Raw genomic sequence first — 16252 nt, forward strand, 5'->3', positions numbered from 1 at the left:
TTTTCATCTGTTTACTTTTCAAATGTTCCTGTGTCTGCAAAAATAGAGATCTCATATTTCCGTCGTATATCGCTCTCCAGTTCATGCAGGTATTTTTCATAGTATGCTATCTTTTCAGCATCCTTTGCAAGTTCCATGCTCATGCGCTGTGTTTCAAAGTCTGCAATTGTCATCTGATCTGCTTGCTTTTCCCCCATCTCTTTTAAATACACCGCTTTTCCAATGGAGTTTTTGCCTTCCACTTCCGAAAACAGCCTGCGGTATCCTGATGGTTCATACTGATTTCCGTACATCCCATTGACAGCTAGGATTAACAGGACAAGAAAATTTGCAGCCAGAACGCAAAGGATCAGCAAAAGATTTCTTCTGGAGCAAAGCTTTTTCAGTTCATCATACATACCTGCTCCCCTCTTCCTCAAAAATCGTCAAATACAGATCCTCCAGATTCGCGCCTGCCAGCTCCCACTTTCCTTCTGGCTCCTCATTCGCAATGATACGCACCCGGATATTCTCCTGCTCGTCCTTTCGGATATTGCTGACAAGGTGATGTTTTTGAAACGTTTCCAGTCCACTTTCCTCTACTACGACTTCATAAACTTTTCCATTCAGTCTTTTCAGCCATTGGCCCGGAGATTCCATCCCCAAAATCTCACCTTTTTTCAACATCACAATCTCTTTTGCAATAAATTCAATATCGGACACCACATGAGTTGCAATGAGGACAATCTTTTCCATTGCAATCTTGGAGATCAGATTCCTGATGCGAATCCTTTCTTTTGGATCCAGACCTGCCGTTGGCTCATCCAAGATCAAAATCTTTGGATTGCCCAGGATTGCCTGGGCAATCAAAACACGCTGTTTCATTCCTCCGGAGAAACCGCCAAGTTTTTTGCCTGCTGACTGCTCTAAGTTGACCAATTTTAGTACTCTCTCAACTTCTCCTTTGATCTCCTTTTTTTCTATTCCTTTTAAAGCTGCCATATAGGTCAGGAACCGCCCTGCTGTGAAAGATTCATACATTCCCTGCTGCTGTGGCATGTATCCAAGTGTCTCCCGGTATGTTTCTTTCAGTCTGCGGATATCTTCCCCACAGTAAAGGATCCTGCCTTCATCCGGCAAAAGCGTATCTGTGATCAATTTCATCATCGTACTTTTACCTGCTCCGTTCGGCCCGAGCAAGCCATAGATTCCTGGTGTGAACCGAAGGTTCACCTCACGGAGCGCAGTAAAATTTCCATATCGTTTTGTCAGATTTTCCAAACATAACTCCATCATTCCCCAGCCACTTCCTGTTCTTTTAACTCTTTGATCTGTTCCAGCACGTTGCTCATTCCTGCTTTTTCCAATTTTTGATTCCATGCATCTAATCCCTTTTTTATGCTCTCCGACGTAACCTCGCCGTTTTCCGAGAAATAACGCATCAACGGATTCGCTGTGGCCTGGTCTGTTTCCTTACAGTAATCAAGAAATACTTTGCGGACAGCCTGTACTTCCGGGGTATTGATCTGCTTTACCTGATGAGCGATCTCAAAAGTTGGCGCTGTCTTTATGATCTCCTTATATCTTTCCTCCTCTTCCTCATCATATCCGGTCTCAAATACAAGAGAAACTGTCTGATCTGGAGAAACCTCTTTTAACGCCTTATGCAAAGTTTCATCCGTGATCATATCAGCCAGCACTTCAAATGCAAGATCCTTATTTTCACTTTTAGAACTGATCCCAGTGAATGGATCCAACGGAATTCCTTGTTGTTTTGTAATATGCAACGCATATTCCTGTGGGCGCACTGACAAATACACTTTTCCGCTGATCTCCGACTCGTCAACCCCAAAATAATTCCCCGCCATTTGCACAAGCGGTTGTTCTGATGTATCCGTATTCACATATCCTTTTTCTATGTATCTGTTCCATGCATTCAGCACACTTTCCATATAATCTGCAGAGAGGATATTGCTCGTATCCAAATCTGTTCCGCTGGATATGGCCGCCCCTATTCCCGCATCATTTACCTGATAAATTCCATAATTATTCTGGATTTCTTCAAGGAACTGTGGAATATCATAGATATTTCCATTGACTCCGCTCCCTCTCTTTTCATCGCTGAACGTCAAAAAAGGCGTTTCCCCTAATTGCTCATATATTTTTTGAAAAATTTCATCACACTTAGTAAAGTCCGGAAACTCATCGCTTTCCTTCCATCCCATTTTTTCAAACAAACCCTTTTCTATCAGCAATGATGATCCAATGGCCGGGGTGAGAGCTGTCGGCAAAAGCATTTGCCTTTCATTCCATTTTCCTGACTCCAATGTCATTTCTGAAAGCATTTTTTGTTTTATGCGTTGTCCGTCATCCGTCTCCATAAAATCGTCCAGAGGTGCAAACAGCCCTTCTTTCATATAGTCAATCAACGTAGGATACATTTGAACACTGTAATCTTCCGGAAGAATAACCTGATTTTCCATTGTAATGATATCGCATTTCTGCATAGTTTGTTCCTGCTCTTCAGTGAAAGTTCCATTATTTCCCGGAACCACTTCAAATTCCACCTGATACTCTTTTTTATTTTTTTTCAAAGTATCATTAAAGTTTTCTTCAATTTCTTTTGTAATAACCCCTTCCTCTGTAAATCCTTCTACGTTCAATCCCGCAATACACCATTTGATCGTGTGCTCCTGTTTTGTTGTTTCAGGTTTTGAGTCATTGTTTTGGCTGCTGCATCCCATGCCCAAGACCAATGCCATCAGGCAAAGACCTCCACATAATTTCCTTCTTTTTTTACGGTTACTCATGTTCTCTCCTCCTCTCCGGTTTTGTTTAGTCCTTTACAATAACCGCCTTCCCATCCTCTTTTTGTGCCTCTTCATTTGTATACAAAAATTACTTATCTTTTTTTCTTGTACTTCCTCCTCATCATAACCTGTTTCAAATTTAAATTTCTCATTTTTAATTATCTGTATTTTTATTTTGTTTTGATATTTTTTTGTATTTTTCAACCTTAATATAACATAATTTTTAATTATTTCCACTATTTGGATGTGGAGCGATGATATTTCTTTTATAGATACGAAAAACGGTATTACTTCAAAAATAACATTAAAGTAATACCGCTAAATCTATTTACTATATTTTAGTTCTTTTATTACATTTAGCCCCAAGTCTAATACAGAAATTTTCGTAGATTCTCCTTCCTGCATCATCAATACCTCTTTTTCAATCGGATACAAAAATATCTGGCCTTGAAGTCCGCTTTTTCGCACCTCTCCTTTCTTTCTATTTTTAATACTGACAAAGGTCAGATAGAGACATGACCAAAATACCTTTTCGCTTGTTTTCCCCCGAAATACCATAGTTCCAACAAATATAAAAACAATGACTGTTGCCATAAAAGCAATCGATGTATCGATTTTTAAAAGGCTAAAGCCTGTCTGCATACACACTATTCCCAATGCTCCGCAAAAAACACGCCCTACCCTGCTGATTCCAAAAACATTCCACAAAAAAACGAAAAAAAGAAATGCCTCTATACAATTTGCTAATATATTTAAAAACATAATTTCTCCTCTAAATATATAACGCACTTAAATTCAAAAACTTACTTCAAACGCATCAAAAAACGCCATTATTTTGAAAATTTTTCTATTTCCAAAATAATGGCGCTTTTCTCTGAAAGTCATTTTCCTATTTCAGTTGTTTCACCGACTCCCTCTCCACAAGTGCAACCGGAAGTCTTACACATTTTTTCTCCATCTTCTTTTTCTGTATCTGATTCATCAACACCTCCACCGCGAGCTGTCCTTTCCTTGCAACCCCTTGTTTCATGGTCGTCAACCTTGGAGTTACCAGTCTTGCCATATCAATATCGTCAAACCCGATGACAGAAATATCCTCCGGGATTTTCACCCCTTTGTGTCTGAGAAAATCCATGGCCTCAATGGCATAATAATCATAGCAGAAAGCAAGCGCTGTCATAGAGTTTAGGTTTCGGTAAATATGTTCAAACATTTCCTCCTTATTTCTCATCCTCTTATGTCCCCAGAAAAGCCATTCTTTCTGCGGCTCGATCCCTGCCTCTTTCATGGCTCTTAGGTATCCCTGATATCGGAAATATCCAACTCCCGAATCTTTTTTCCCTTCCTCATAGCTTTCATCCGCCACGTAACCAATCTTCGTATGCCCCTGTCCGATCAAATAACGAACCGCCCCATAGGCGCCTTCTTCATCTTTTGTGCCTACGTTAAAATACGGTTCTTTTTCCTCAAAATAGCAGTCCGTGTACACTGCCGGTACTTTGGTGATCTTGCCAAGTTTCCTGCACACTTTTGTCTCTATCCCAATGGTGATGATGCCGTCTACATTCCATTTTGAAATCAATTCTTCAATTTCTTCTGTATTTTCCGTTGCATATAGCATCATATAGTACCCTAATTTTTGAATTTCTTTTTCAATTGCTCCGAGGATTTCCGCTCCAAACGGGCTGTGAAGATTCTCTTTTTGTGCGTCAGACAGCACATTGGATATTACGCCAATGATCCTGGACTGATTCTGCACGAGCATCCTTGCGCCCATATTCGGTACGTAATTCTTCTCTTCCATAATGCGGTTGATCTTCTCTATGGTCGCCTTGGAGACTTTTTTGGTATTTCCGTGAATGACATTGGAGACAGTCGTAAAGCTGACGCCTGCCTCCTTTGCAATATCTTTAATTGTTGTCATATTCCCCATCCTGCCTGTTTTTTTCTTCCACCACTGCCCGGACTTCTTTTAGAGAGTGGATCACCCTCCCCTCTGTCCATGTGCTCTTTGCACTTCTGTCCAAAAGCACAGGACAGATTCCCACAGCCTTTGCTCCAAACACATCCGATTCCACGGAATCTCCGATGTGCAGCACTTCGCATGCCTTGCATCCGCTCACTTCCAACGCCTTTTCAAAGATTTCCCTGTGAGGTTTATAGGCCCTTACCATATCCCCGGAAATAATTCCTGCCGGGTGAAGATCTTTTTCCCTCATACTCTCCTCTATATAGGCGCAGCCGTTGTTGCTGATGATATAGATTGGCAACGAACAGGTTTCAAAAAATTCTTTTGTATCCGCAAATGCCGGTGCATGCATCCAGAACTCCTGAAACAATCTGTGCAGCTGCTCAAAGTCATCTTTCAGTCCAAGCTCTTTTTCGCACTTTTCCAAAAGCCTGTCCACGATTTCATCTTCCGTAATATACGTTTCCTGATAGCTTTTCTGTTCATATTCTTTCAAATGTTTCCACCAGTAAGAAAGCACTTCTTTTGGATCTTTTACATTGCTGTTTTGACAGCAGCGTCTCACAATCTCTGTCATTTCTTTCCCGGTTTCTTCCATAATGGTTCCCGTATAATCGATAAATATCGCTTTTATCATATATTACCCTTCTTTCAGAAATTGTTATACGGATATTATAACCATATTCTTCCTGCTTTTTCAACGAAACTTCTATTTATCAATATATGATCTTGTAATCTTTTTTCGTTTCCTGAAGTTTCCAAACTTTATCAGCTTAGCCAGTTTGTACACTTCCCTCACCACGATAAAACTCCAGGCAATGATGAGAACGATCCTCATCATGATCCCATCATTCTCAGTCATCAAAAATCCTGTGAGCATGACGCAGATTCCCATGCACACCACTGCACAGATGCTGACATACATGCCTGCCTTTGAGCGGAACCTGCCCTCCGCCATATCTGCGATGACCATACACAAAATCGCACAGTCAATCGCAAGCATTTCCGGCTTTCTCTCATGAGATATCTCATAGATGATCAGCAGACTCATGATCGCTATCCCACAGATCCAGTACCAGATTGGCCAGTCAATTCCGCGGTGAATCTCCCATTCTCTTTTGGAGATTTCCAGTTTTCGAAATTTTTCTTCTTTCATAAACTTTTTCCCTCTTTTTCATCAAACCAGTACAACATCCTCCACATCTTTTACTATCCTTTTTCACTCTGCATTTCCCTCACCTTCTTTCTTTGATATTATTACACATATTTAATATATAATAAATTTTCAAAATATTTCTTTATTTTTATATTTTTGTCTGTATTTATTATATAGCACAGAATTCCTGTTTTCAATTTTATTATTTGTTCATTGAGCAAAATAATTTTCTTAAGAGTACGAATTGTGCCGTAAACACGGTATTCTCTTCACTCATTCCTTGACCTCGGCTCTCTTTCTCTATATACTAAAATCGAAAACGAAGACACAAGGAGATGAATTTTATGAAATTTCAAATGGTTCATGAAAACTACAATGTTCTGAATCTAAAACGTTCTCTTACTTTCTACGAAGAGGCTTTGGGATTGAAAGAGCTCAGGAGAAAAGAGGCCGAGGATGGGTCTTTTATCATCGTATACGTCGGAAATGAGACAACAGATTTTGAGCTCGAGCTGACTTGGATAAGAGACTGGGAACGCCCATACAATCTGGGTGACTGTGAATTTCACCTTGCATTTAAGACTGATGATTTTGAGGCAGCACACAAAAAACACGAAGAGATGGGCTGCATTTGTTTTGAAAACAAAGAAATGGGGATCTATTTTATCCAGGACCCGGACGGATACTGGCTGGAAGTGGTACCTGCAGACATGTAAGCAAACGAAAGCTTACACAATAGGAGCAGATGCTTTCAATTGTCGGCATCTGCTCCCTATTTTTAAATACCTTACTCACTTTTTTGATCCACAACACCGTCTCCGTGGAAAATCAATTCCATCTTTGTCCCTTTTCCCGGTTCACTGGTGATCCTGATATCCGCTTTGTGCAAAAGCGCTCCATGTTTTACTATGGAAAGCCCAAGGCCGGTTCCGCCTGTCTCTTTGGAGTGGCTTTTATCCACCCGGTAAAACCTTTCAAAAATGCGCTCCTGCTCTTCCTTTGGAATGCCGATACCTGTATCCTCAACCATGACCTTGATTCCCTCTCTCGTAAGTCCGGTCCATACAGTTACAGTTCCACCCTCCACATTGTACTTGATGGCATTTTCACAGAGATTGTAGATCATCTCATTTAAGATAATTCGGATACCCTTGTACACAACGGAACGGCCATAGCAGATAAGACTCACATTTCTCTTCTTTGCGGTCAGTGAAAGCCTGTCGCATATTTCTTCAGACAGCTTATACAAGTCCACCTCTTCTTTGTCAAGTGTGATGTCATCCTCCTCCAGCCTGGACAGCTTGATGATATCGTCAATAAGAGATACCAGCCTGCTGGCTTCATGATAAATACGCTCAGAGAAAACTTTGATGTCCTCCGGTCTTGCAATTCCTTCCTTCATAAGCTCCGCATAACCGGAGATGGAGGTCAGTGGGGTTTTCAGCTCATGGGAAACATTTGCAGAAAATTCCTTTCTCATCTTTTCCGTCTGCTCTTTCATGACATTGCGGTTCTCAATATTTTCTAAAAGCGGGTGCAGTTCCTCGTAGATCTGATTGTCCAAAGGGTGCTCCAGATTGATCTTGTTGATCGGATTTATCAGCCTGTCTGTCTGCCATCTTGCAAGGAAAAATGCAACCAGGCACATAGTGAGGGCAATGAAAAACATATAAGGCGCAACATCTTGCATTGTAGCAAATACAGTATCCGTTGTGTTGGAAATGCGGATCACTGTTCCATCGTCCAGTTTCATGGCATAGTAATAAGTCTGTTTGTCCAGGGTATCTGACTTCCTCCTGCTTTCGCCTTCTCCCTTTTTTAAGGCATCTTTGATCTCTTGTCTGCCTTTGTGGTTTTCCATATTCCTCTCATCTTCTTTGGAATCATACAAAACCGTACCATCCGGAGAAACCCATGTCAGTCTTTTTGCCCCAATAAAGTTTTTTACCCTTGTGAAAAATTCAATTCCGGAACGGTCCACTGAATCTGAAACAAACTGTGCTTCCTGTTTCACTTCATTCTTCATATGTTCCAGCGTCTGGCTGTACACCATGATCGTGATCAGGATAAATGAAATAAAAAGCGTGATCCCAAGTACCAGGATCATACTTCTTTGGATTTTACTGCGCATACTTTTTTGCTTTTTATGACTCATCTTTCTCACCTATCCGATAGCCGACTCCACGCACAGTTTCTATATACTTCCCGGCACTGCCCAGTTTTTGGCGCAGCGTACGGATATGTACATCCACAGTCCTCGTCTCTCCCGTAAAGTCATATCCCCAGATTTTTTCCAGAAGCTGCTGTCTAGTCAGCACCACATTCTCATTCTTCAAAAGATATCTTAAAAGTTCAAACTCCTTGAACGTGAGTACAACCTGTTCTCCGTCCACGAGCACTTCATGTTTCTGGATATCCAGTACAAGATTCCCGATCTGCATGGCATCCAAGTCCGTCTCCTTTTTGTTAGCCCTGCGAAGGACCGCCTTGATCCTGGAAACCAACTCCATCATCCCAAATGGTTTTGTGATGTAATCATCTGCCCCGCTGTCCAGCCCAATGACTTTGTCGTACTCAGAGCTTTTCGCCGTCACCATGATAACTGGGATCTGCCTTGTCCTTGCGTTTGCTCTGAGCTCTTTTAAGATGTCCATACCGTCTTCATTCGGAAGCATAATGTCCAGCAAAATAAGCTCTGGAAGATTTTCTTCCAAAGCCTGTCGAAACGAATTTCCGTTTTCAAATCCTTTTGCATGAAATCCTGTTGATTCAAGTGTATATACTATCAGTTCTCTTATATTGCCATCATCTTCCACACAGTAAATCATTGTTTTCCTCTTTTCTTATATGACTTCTTCTGACCGGTGGATACCAGTGATGGAAAATTCCACCCACTCTGCAATATTGGTCGCGTGGTCGCCGATCCGCTCCAGATATTTTGCGATCATGAGGAAATCAATCACATCCTCTCCCTGATTTCCACCCTCTTTTGCAATAAATTCTATCAGCTTATGTTTGATGTTGTCAAACATATTGTCGACTTTGTCATCCGCCTCCAATACTTTTTTCGCCAGATCCAGGTCTTTGTTTACATAGGCCATAACACTGCTTCTCACCATCGCAGATGCTGCTGATGCCATTTTTACGATTTCCGGAATCGCTCTTGTATCCTTGATCTCAGCGGAAAGAATGATCTCAGCGATGTCAGATGCCTGGTCGCCGATCCGCTCCATATCCGTGATCATCTTAAGTGCTGCCGAAATCTGTCTTAAATCTTTTGCAACCGGCTGCTGCTGCAAGATCAGTTTCAGGCAGAGCTGCTCAATTTCTTTTTCTTTCTGATCGATCTCCGCATCTGCAGAGATTACTTCTTTTGCGATTTCTTCAGAATCCTTTTCCAGCGCCTTTGTCGCTTTTCCAATGGCAACTTCGCAAAGCTGCCCCATATCGATCAGTTCCACATTCAGCCTGTCGAGCTGTTTGTCAAATTTATTTCTCATTTTATCCAAACCTCCCTGTGATATAATCTTCTGTTCTCTTATCCTGAGGTACTGAGAACAATTTCTCTGTATCCCCGTATTCCACCAGCTCTCCAAGGAGGAAAAATGCTGTGTTATCCGAAATACGCACTGCCTGCTGCATATTGTGAGTAACGATCACGATGGTATAGTTCTTTTTCAAATCAGCTGCAAGATCCTCAATCTTGGATGTGGAAATTGGGTCCAGAGCCGATGTCGGCTCATCCATGAGGAGAACTTCCGGCTGTACCGCCAGTGCTCTGGCAATACAGAGTCTCTGCTGCTGTCCGCCGGACATGCCAAGCGCGCTCTTTTTCAGTCTGTCTTTTGTCTCCTCCCAAATCGCCGCATCGCGCAGAGATTTTTCCACAATATCATCCAGCTTTGATTTTGAATGAATTCCATGTGTCCTCGGTCCAAATGCAATGTTGTCATAAATACTCATCGGAAATGGATTTGGTTTCTGAAATACCATACCAACCCTTTTTCTTAAAAGGTTTACATCCATGTCCCTGTAAATATCTGTTCCGTCCAGTGTGATGGAGCCATCGATTTTGCATCCTTCCACCAGGTCATTCATCCGGTTGATACTTTTTAACAGTGTTGATTTTCCGCATCCACTTGGTCCGATAAAGGCAGTGATCTTCTTTTCTTCGATATCAATGTTCACATCCTTCAATGCGTGAAAATCGCCATAATGCAGATTTAATTTTTTTACTTCTATTTTATTCATCGATTTTCCCTTTCGTAATCCGTTTCGCTAAAAATGCTGAAAGCGCATTCATTCCAATTACAATGACCAGCAATACCACAGCAGTTGCGTAAGCCTGATTCATATACAGGCCTTCGTTGGAAAGATTATACATATGCACTGCCAGCGTCCTTCCTGAACTCATCAGATTTTTCGGTGTCTCTGCAACCGTACCTGCTGTATAGATCAGCGCAGCAGTCTCTCCCATTATTCTACCGACTGCCAAGATGACTCCGGAGAGAATGCCAGGCACTGCGGCTGGAAGTACGATCCGAAATACAGTTCGAAGTTTTCCTGCGCCCAATCCAAAACTTCCTTCCCTGTAGCTGTCAGGCACTGACTTCAATGCCTCTTCTGTTGTACGCATGATCAGCGGCAATATCATGATCGCCAGCGTAAATGCCCCAGCCAAAAGCGAGTACCCCCATTTGAGCGTGGTTACAAAGAATATCATACCAAAAAGTCCATACACAATGGAAGGAATTCCTGACAAAGTTTCTGTGGTCAGCCTGATCACTCCGATCAGCTTATTTCCTCTTTTGGCGTATTCAACAAGATAGATCGCTGAGAAAATTCCAAACGGGACCGCGATCAGCAGTGAAAAGAACGTAATGATGACCGTATTGATCAAAGCCGGCAAAAGCGATGCATTTTCTGTCGTATATTTCCATGCAAACAATTCCGGTTTGATGTGTGGAATCCCCTTTATCAATATATATGCGATCAAAAACAATAATACCGCAAACGTAATACATGCCGCCAAAAGTACCAAAATGCGCACCAACAAGGAAAATGGTTTGCTCCTATATCCTTTCAACAGCTGTTTCATATTTCCCTTACTCATGCTCGCTCCTCCTCTTCATCAGTGCAATACAGAAATTGATTATGAGAATGAACACGAACAAAACGACCGCTGTAGCGATGAGTGCCTCTCTGTGCAGATCCGCAGCGTACCCCATCTCCATAACAATATTTGTCGTCAATGTACGTACACCTCTTAAAAATCCTCTTGGCATTCTCGGCTGGTTTCCTGCAACCATGATAACAGCCATGGTTTCACCGATGGCACGCCCAATCCCAAGGACAACTCCCGCCATCACTCCGGATTTTGCCGCCGGAAGGACAACTGCAAAGATACTTCTCTCCTTTGTCGCTCCAAGTGCAAGCGCCCCTTCATAGTACATACTCGGCACTGCGCGGAGGGCAGATTCTGTCACGCCGATGATCGTCGGCAGGATCATCATTCCAAGAAGAAGTGATGCTGTGAGGATGCTGTTTCCGTTTCCTCCAAATAAATCCCTCACAAGAGGTACCATGACAACCAATCCAAAAAATCCATATACAACTGATGGAATTCCCGCCAGCAGTTCCACCGCTGGTTTCAGGATTGGATAGATTCTTTTCGGGCAATACTTTGCCATAAATACAGCGGTAAGGATTCCGATCGGAACACCTACAATGATCGCCCCCGCTGTCACATAAAGACTTCCCATGATCATTGGGAAGATTCCGTAAATATCATTACTCGGTCTCCAAGTTTCTCCAAGGAGAAAATCAAAAAGGCCGATTTTTTTCATCGCTGGTATTCCGTTTGCAAACAAAAATACACAGATTAAAATGACTGCTATGATAGATGCGCAGGCGGCAATCAAAAATACCGCCTGCATTCCTTTTTCTTTCCAAACCTTTGATTTCATATCAAAACTCCACATTCCTTAAGATAAGGATTATTCTACTACCTGATCCCATGTAAGTGCATCGCCTGTGTAGATGCTTTTTACTTCTTTTGTTCCAAGCTCATCCGTTGGGTTTTCTTTGTTTACAATAACTGCAATTCCGTCAAGAGCGATCACTGTCGGTGTAAGTCCTGCCTTGGTCTCGCTGTCTTTGAGCTCACGGGATGCCATACCGATATCCGCAATTCCGTCTTTTACTGCTGTCATACCTGTAGTGGAATCGTTTGTCTGGAGTTCAATGTTGACATTTGGGTTCTTTGCCACATATGCCTCTTTTAATTTTTCCATCAAAGGTGAGATGGAAGATGATCCTGCGATTGCTACTTTTCCAGACGGATTTGTGGAAGAATACTCTTTTGCGCCGTCCATTGGAATATATCCGTTCTCTTCCACGATTGCCTGTCCCTCTGTACTCATGATAAAGTTAATAAAGTCCTGTGCCTGTGCACTTACTGTTCCTTTTGTAGCAATGTTGAATGGTCTTGAAACTTTATAGGAACCGTCTTTGATATTCTCAGCTGTTGCTTCAGTCCCGTCAATCTTCAGTGCTTTTACACTGTCATCCAAAGATCCAAGTGATATGTATCCGATCGCATATTCATTTCCTGCAACTGTTGTCATCATGACAGATGTGCTGCTTGTTGTATTTGCCTCTGTTGTAGTCATGTCAACTTTTTCACCGTCAACCTCTTCTTCCACTCCAAACAGTTCCACAAAGGCTCCTCTTGTACCTGAACCTTCTTCTCTGGAAACTACCGTGATGTCATTGGAAGAATCCCAGCCAGCCTCTTTATCATCTCCATTTCCACATCCTGTCACGACAGATCCTACCATCAATGCCGCTGTCAATAATGCTGCAAATCTTTTCATTTTCATAATTTTTGTCTCCTTATTTTATTATTGTTATTATTTATTCTTTTCATCCTTACAGCCGCTATTTTATATAGCCAATGTAAAATCCAAAATCTTCTGTTTGTTAAACCTTTGTAAAATCCTTTCTTTTTCTTTCTGGCTTTTACCTTAGCACTCCCTCATTAACTCTGTATCAAGACCGGGTAAAATCTCCGTAAAACAAATATAGAAATCCTCTGGATTATCCACGTAAACGGCATACATGTACATCATCCAGAGGATTTCCATCAATTTTTCATTTTCGGCTCAAACACAAACGATGCCAGATATCCAAAGATGAGTGCTGCAGAGATTCCTATCGCGCTGGCTTTGAAACCTCCGCTGAAAATCCCAAGAAATCCCTCCTTGTCCACTGCCTCTTTGACTCCGGTCCACAAAAGGTGCCCGAATCCAATGAGCGGAACACTTGCACCAGAGCCGGCAAAATCCACAAGTGGTTTGTAAAGATGCAGGAAACTTAACACCGCCCCCGAACACACAAGCAGTACCATCACTCTCCCCGGCATCAGTTTTGTTCTGTCCAGGAGAATCTGCACAAGCGCGCAGATTAGCCCCCCGATTAAAAAAGCTTTGATATAATCCATGTTTCCTCCTTAACAATGCTCCAGAACGATTGCATGCGCAATACCAGGCACACTGTTTCCTTCATTGTAACTGACTGTTGACATGAGAGCCCCTGTCGGCACAAACAATACCTTCTTCCATTCCCCACTTTCCAGTTTCGGTAAAATGTAGGCAGCCAATGTGATTGCTGCACACCCGCATCCGCTTCCTCCGGCATGCGTGTCCTGGCTGTCCTGATCAAATATCAATTTTCCACAATCTGCATGGTTCGGCCTGATATTGAACCCTTTCTTTCTCATCAGATCGAAGAGGATTGTCTGTCCTACATATCCAAGGTCCCCGGTAATGATCCTGTCGTATTCCTCCGGCTCCCTTCCGAAATCCTTCAGGTTCGTGACAATGGTATCGCAAGCTGCAGGCGCCATACATGCACCCATGTTCTGGGAATCCTTAAGTCCAAAATCCACAATCTTTCCGATCGTCACCCCGGAAATCCTCACATGGCTTTTCTTTCTGCCCACCACAAAAGCTCCGCTTCCCGTCACTGTCCAACTGGCAGAAAGCGGCCTTTGACTTGCATATCCAAGGGGAAAACGGAACTCTTTTTCTGCGCTTCCAAAATGGCTGGACGTGACTGCCAAAATCATATCCCCATATCCTGCAGCCACACACATGGCGCTAAGCGCCAGCGCTTCCCCGGACGTGGAACAGGCTCCAAAAAGCCCGAACATCGGAATCTGCATCTTTTCTACGCCCATGGATGTGGCCACACCCTGCCTTAAGAGGTCGCCTCCGAACAGGTAGCGAACATCCTTTGGCGTCACATCCGCATTCTCCATTGCATGCCTGCAGGCCATTCTCTGCATACTGCTCTCGGCCTGTTCCCATGTTTTCTCTCCGAACATATTTGTATCGTCAACATAGTCAAATTTTTTGCCGAGAGGACCTTCACTTTCTTTTTTCCCTGCCACAGCCCCATGTCCGATCACATAAGGAGATTCCGCGAACATAAGACTTTGACTGCCCTTTGTCATCGTCATCATAGAACAATCCCCACTTTCGTAAGTAGATAATACACAAGCCCTAAAAGCCAGCTCACAAAGATTCCATAGAGAATCACAGGCCCTGCAATGGTGAAGATCTTGCAACCGATTCCAAAGACCTGGCCTTCTTTTTTGTACTCAATCGCAGGAGCGGCCACAGAATTCGCAAATCCGGTGATCGGAACCAGTGTGCCTGCTCCTCCCCATTTGGCCATCTTTGGATAAAGCCCAAATCCGGTCAATATCACACTTGCCAGTACGAGCAGAAGAGAAGTCCACGATCCGCTCACTTCTTTAGAAAGCCCAAGCTGAATACAGTAATTGTTTATCCACTGCCCGACCACACAGATGGCCCCTCCTGTGACAAAGGCTTTCAGCATATTCAGGTATACATTGTGCACCGGCGTTTTCTGTTTTACATAATTTTCATATGCCTCCTGTTTCTTTTTTCTTGTTTCTTCCATTGTCCTTTCACCTCTTCCATTTTTGACTGTCACCATCTTTGCCAAAAGTACAGCAATCCTCCAAGTCCTTTCCCAAGTGCAATCCCAACGATCAAATACGGGATTGCCTTTAAGATTTTCGCCCTTCTGATAAATATTGGGAAAATATTGAGAATTTCCGCCAACGCCATTGCCCAGCATCCGACAAATATTCCCCCGAATATTCCGAATAGGGGGACAAGAAATTCCCCGTAAGGAATACGGATATGGTAAATATACATAAGATTCCCAAGGATTCCTCCAAGCGCTGTGCACTCTTCATATAAAAGAATTTTGTCTCCTGTATGAGTCCTGTCCGCAAACTGAGAGATCACGCCAAGGCCGATGATAAAAGAAATCAGTCCTCCTGCAATGACAACGCCGGAAGAAAACCCGATGATTCCAAGTAATACCTGCGTCATTGTTTCCCGCTCCCCTTCTTACGTGGAGACTGCCCCACATCCATCTCCTGTTTTTCTCTGGCATAGTTTTCTATCAGTGTCTCCTGGATCTCCATCTCATACGTACGCATCTCAACCTCCATCGGCGTTGGATCCACGGAAAATTTCTTCCCGCCAAAATGGTTGAAAAAGATAAGGATTCCAGAGATCAACCCGATACAGTACGTAAGCTCCAGAATGGTAAAACCGTTTGAATGCTTACCGGTCAGCAGCTCATAAATATTGGAGAACATATTCGTGATATCCACATCATTGTTGAAGGACATGATGGAAAACGCTGCGCCGATGAAGGTGAGAAGCACGATTCCTGTTGTCTTTGCCGCATGCATCCATTTGTGATGTTGTTTTGGCTCCTCGTACGTCACGATAAAATCCGGCTCTCCCACGCTTTGAATCTCCACATTCGGTATTTCCCTGTGGATGCATTCAATAATCTTTAATATGGAAATCACATAGCGGTGCTGCCCTGTATCCGGGACTTTTAAAATTCTGATCGCTTTCAGCCTTGCGACAATCTGCGGATTGGAAGACTCCATAGTCAGAATGTCCCCAAGGGTCACTTCTCTTTTTTGCACTTCCACATTTTTATCCGCTTTGATATACACAGTCTCATTCGATGCCATGTCCATCATCCTCTATTTCTTTTATGACAAGTGTTCCCCTGTTGTGCTCCTGGGCCTGCTGCCTTTGCTGAGTATAATAGACAAGTCCTGCAACAATGGCTGCCAGAAGAACTGTTATAACACAGGCTGCAATCTTTTTTCTTGCTTTTTCCAAATCTACCCACCTTCTTTTCTTGGTTTTACACCTAGTATGCCGGATTTTTTTCAAAATATGCGAAAAAATAGGGCTGTCATAAAATCGCGACAAC

General features: G+C 42.8%; 21 protein-coding genes. 1 reads left to right on the forward strand and 20 read right to left on the reverse strand.

The features are described from left to right. Positions 1–11: 11 nt before the first annotated feature. The 7 genes from B5F18_RS09190 to B5F18_RS09225 all read right to left on the reverse strand — a co-directional run bounded on the left by B5F18_RS09190 (position 12) and on the right by B5F18_RS09225 (position 5914). Positions 12–398: a hypothetical protein gene (locus B5F18_RS09190; RefSeq protein WP_087157373.1), complete on the reverse strand. Its 387-nt coding sequence runs from the start codon at positions 396–398 to the stop codon at positions 12–14. After that, on the reverse strand, positions 391–1275 hold the full coding sequence (locus B5F18_RS09195) for an ABC transporter ATP-binding protein (protein WP_242955835.1): 885 nt from the start codon (positions 1273–1275) through the stop codon (positions 391–393). Before B5F18_RS09195 ends, B5F18_RS09190 begins: the two co-directional genes overlap by 8 nt. Continuing rightward, positions 1272–2789, reverse strand: a complete 1518-nt coding sequence (locus B5F18_RS09200) for a hypothetical protein (RefSeq protein WP_087157374.1) — start codon at positions 2787–2789, stop codon at positions 1272–1274. Before B5F18_RS09200 ends, B5F18_RS09195 begins: the two co-directional genes overlap by 4 nt. A gap of 324 nt (positions 2790–3113) precedes the next feature. Further along, a complete protein-coding gene (locus B5F18_RS09210) occupies positions 3114–3551 on the reverse strand; it encodes a hypothetical protein (RefSeq protein ID WP_087157376.1) in 438 nt (145 codons plus the stop codon). 127 nt (positions 3552–3678) lie between these two features. Next, a complete protein-coding gene (locus tag B5F18_RS09215; RefSeq protein WP_162607578.1) occupies positions 3679–4713 on the reverse strand; it encodes a LacI family DNA-binding transcriptional regulator in 1035 nt (344 codons plus the stop codon). Beyond that, positions 4700–5395, reverse strand: coding sequence for an HAD family hydrolase (locus B5F18_RS09220; RefSeq protein ID WP_087157378.1), 696 nt, complete (start codon positions 5393–5395; stop codon positions 4700–4702). The genes B5F18_RS09215 and B5F18_RS09220 overlap by 14 nt, the downstream gene beginning before the upstream one ends. Before the next feature lie 72 nt (positions 5396–5467). After that, complete coding sequence (locus B5F18_RS09225) at positions 5468–5914, reverse strand: hypothetical protein (RefSeq protein ID WP_087157379.1); 447 nt, start codon at positions 5912–5914, stop codon at positions 5468–5470. 344 nt (positions 5915–6258) lie between these two features. Between B5F18_RS09225 and B5F18_RS09230 the strand changes: the two genes are divergently transcribed. Continuing rightward, complete coding sequence (locus B5F18_RS09230) at positions 6259–6630, forward strand: VOC family protein (protein ID WP_087157380.1); 372 nt, start codon at positions 6259–6261, stop codon at positions 6628–6630. Positions 6631–6701: 71 nt separating this feature from the next. Here B5F18_RS09230 and B5F18_RS09235 read toward each other — a convergent pair whose 3' ends face one another. The 13 genes from B5F18_RS09235 to B5F18_RS12515 all read right to left on the reverse strand — a co-directional run bounded on the left by B5F18_RS09235 (position 6702) and on the right by B5F18_RS12515 (position 16158). Continuing rightward, on the reverse strand, positions 6702–8045 hold the full coding sequence (locus B5F18_RS09235) for a sensor histidine kinase (protein WP_087157440.1): 1344 nt from the start codon (positions 8043–8045) through the stop codon (positions 6702–6704). A 13-nt stretch (positions 8046–8058) separates the two neighbouring features. Continuing rightward, complete coding sequence (locus B5F18_RS09240; RefSeq protein WP_087157381.1) at positions 8059–8742, reverse strand: response regulator transcription factor; 684 nt, start codon at positions 8740–8742, stop codon at positions 8059–8061. Between the two features lie 15 nt (positions 8743–8757). Further along, a complete protein-coding gene (phoU, locus tag B5F18_RS09245) occupies positions 8758–9414 on the reverse strand; it encodes a phosphate signaling complex protein PhoU (protein WP_087157382.1) in 657 nt (218 codons plus the stop codon). 1 nt (position 9415) lies between these two features. Next, positions 9416–10165 carry a phosphate ABC transporter ATP-binding protein PstB gene (gene pstB / locus B5F18_RS09250; protein WP_087157383.1) on the reverse strand — a complete coding sequence of 250 codons (750 nt, stop codon included), beginning with the start codon at positions 10163–10165 and terminating at the stop codon, positions 9416–9418. Further along, positions 10158–11027 (reverse strand): phosphate ABC transporter permease PstA, encoded by an 870-nt coding sequence (gene pstA / locus B5F18_RS09255; protein ID WP_087157384.1) that lies wholly within the window; start codon positions 11025–11027, stop codon positions 10158–10160. The genes pstB and pstA overlap by 8 nt, the downstream gene beginning before the upstream one ends. Next, complete coding sequence (gene pstC, locus B5F18_RS09260) at positions 11020–11880, reverse strand: phosphate ABC transporter permease subunit PstC (RefSeq protein WP_087157385.1); 861 nt, start codon at positions 11878–11880, stop codon at positions 11020–11022. The genes pstA and pstC overlap by 8 nt, the downstream gene beginning before the upstream one ends. 30 nt (positions 11881–11910) lie before the next feature. Next, on the reverse strand, positions 11911–12795 hold the full coding sequence (locus B5F18_RS09265) for a substrate-binding domain-containing protein (RefSeq protein WP_087157386.1): 885 nt from the start codon (positions 12793–12795) through the stop codon (positions 11911–11913). Positions 12796–13058: 263 nt separating this feature from the next. Next, positions 13059–13415, reverse strand: coding sequence for a stage V sporulation protein AE (gene spoVAE / locus B5F18_RS09270; protein WP_087157387.1), 357 nt, complete (start codon positions 13413–13415; stop codon positions 13059–13061). Between the two features lie 9 nt (positions 13416–13424). Next, positions 13425–14435, reverse strand: a complete 1011-nt coding sequence (locus B5F18_RS09275; RefSeq protein WP_087157441.1) for a stage V sporulation protein AD — start codon at positions 14433–14435, stop codon at positions 13425–13427. Then, positions 14435–14902: a SpoVA/SpoVAEb family sporulation membrane protein gene (locus B5F18_RS09280; protein ID WP_087157442.1), complete on the reverse strand. Its 468-nt coding sequence runs from the start codon at positions 14900–14902 to the stop codon at positions 14435–14437. Before B5F18_RS09280 ends, B5F18_RS09275 begins: the two co-directional genes overlap by 1 nt. A 29-nt stretch (positions 14903–14931) precedes the next feature. Next, entirely contained in the window at positions 14932–15342 is a 411-nt protein-coding gene (locus tag B5F18_RS09285; protein WP_087157388.1) for a stage V sporulation protein AB, read from the reverse strand. Further along, complete coding sequence (locus B5F18_RS09290; RefSeq protein ID WP_087157389.1) at positions 15339–16004, reverse strand: stage V sporulation protein AA; 666 nt, start codon at positions 16002–16004, stop codon at positions 15339–15341. The genes B5F18_RS09285 and B5F18_RS09290 overlap by 4 nt, the downstream gene beginning before the upstream one ends. Next, positions 15991–16158 carry a hypothetical protein gene (locus B5F18_RS12515; RefSeq protein WP_162607577.1) on the reverse strand — a complete coding sequence of 56 codons (168 nt, stop codon included), beginning with the start codon at positions 16156–16158 and terminating at the stop codon, positions 15991–15993. Before B5F18_RS12515 ends, B5F18_RS09290 begins: the two co-directional genes overlap by 14 nt. Positions 16159–16252 lie beyond the last annotated feature (94 nt).

The organism is Lachnoclostridium sp. An181, assembly GCF_002160325.1.
Taxonomy (GTDB): domain Bacteria; phylum Bacillota; class Clostridia; order Lachnospirales; family Lachnospiraceae; genus An181.

Bases quoted from the DNA above. Each gene is read 5' to 3' on its own strand.
- B5F18_RS09240 (WP_087157381.1), bottom strand. From the start codon at position 8,742: ATGATTTACTGTGTGGAAGATGATGGCAATATAAGAGAACTGATAGTA.
- B5F18_RS09280 (WP_087157442.1), bottom strand. From the start codon at position 14,902: ATGGAAGAAACAAGAAAAAAGAAACAGGAGGCATATGAAAATTATGTA.
- pstC (WP_087157385.1), bottom strand. From the start codon at position 11,880: ATGAAATCAAAGGTTTGGAAAGAAAAAGGAATGCAGGCGGTATTTTTG.
- B5F18_RS09220 (WP_087157378.1), bottom strand. From the start codon at position 5,395: ATGATAAAAGCGATATTTATCGATTATACGGGAACCATTATGGAAGAA.
- spoVAE (WP_087157387.1), bottom strand. From the start codon at position 13,415: ATGGATTATATCAAAGCTTTTTTAATCGGGGGGCTAATCTGCGCGCTT.
- B5F18_RS09275 (WP_087157441.1), bottom strand. From the start codon at position 14,435: ATGACGATGACAAAGGGCAGTCAAAGTCTTATGTTCGCGGAATCTCCT.
- B5F18_RS09225 (WP_087157379.1), bottom strand. From the start codon at position 5,914: ATGAAAGAAGAAAAATTTCGAAAACTGGAAATCTCCAAAAGAGAATGG.
- pstA (WP_087157384.1), bottom strand. From the start codon at position 11,027: ATGAGTAAGGGAAATATGAAACAGCTGTTGAAAGGATATAGGAGCAAA.
- B5F18_RS09290 (WP_087157389.1), bottom strand. From the start codon at position 16,004: ATGGCATCGAATGAGACTGTGTATATCAAAGCGGATAAAAATGTGGAA.
- phoU (WP_087157382.1), bottom strand. From the start codon at position 9,414: ATGAGAAATAAATTTGACAAACAGCTCGACAGGCTGAATGTGGAACTG.
- pstB (WP_087157383.1), bottom strand. From the start codon at position 10,165: ATGAATAAAATAGAAGTAAAAAAATTAAATCTGCATTATGGCGATTTT.
- B5F18_RS09215 (WP_162607578.1), bottom strand. From the start codon at position 4,713: ATGACAACAATTAAAGATATTGCAAAGGAGGCAGGCGTCAGCTTTACG.
- B5F18_RS09200 (WP_087157374.1), bottom strand. From the start codon at position 2,789: ATGAGTAACCGTAAAAAAAGAAGGAAATTATGTGGAGGTCTTTGCCTG.
- B5F18_RS09285 (WP_087157388.1), bottom strand. From the start codon at position 15,342: ATGACGCAGGTATTACTTGGAATCATCGGGTTTTCTTCCGGCGTTGTC.
- B5F18_RS09235 (WP_087157440.1), bottom strand. From the start codon at position 8,045: ATGCGCAGTAAAATCCAAAGAAGTATGATCCTGGTACTTGGGATCACG.
- B5F18_RS09195 (WP_242955835.1), bottom strand. From the start codon at position 1,275: ATGATGGAGTTATGTTTGGAAAATCTGACAAAACGATATGGAAATTTT.
- B5F18_RS09190 (WP_087157373.1), bottom strand. From the start codon at position 398: ATGTATGATGAACTGAAAAAGCTTTGCTCCAGAAGAAATCTTTTGCTG.
- B5F18_RS09230 (WP_087157380.1), top strand. From the start codon at position 6,259: ATGAAATTTCAAATGGTTCATGAAAACTACAATGTTCTGAATCTAAAA.
- B5F18_RS09210 (WP_087157376.1), bottom strand. From the start codon at position 3,551: ATGTTTTTAAATATATTAGCAAATTGTATAGAGGCATTTCTTTTTTTC.
- B5F18_RS09265 (WP_087157386.1), bottom strand. From the start codon at position 12,795: ATGAAAATGAAAAGATTTGCAGCATTATTGACAGCGGCATTGATGGTA.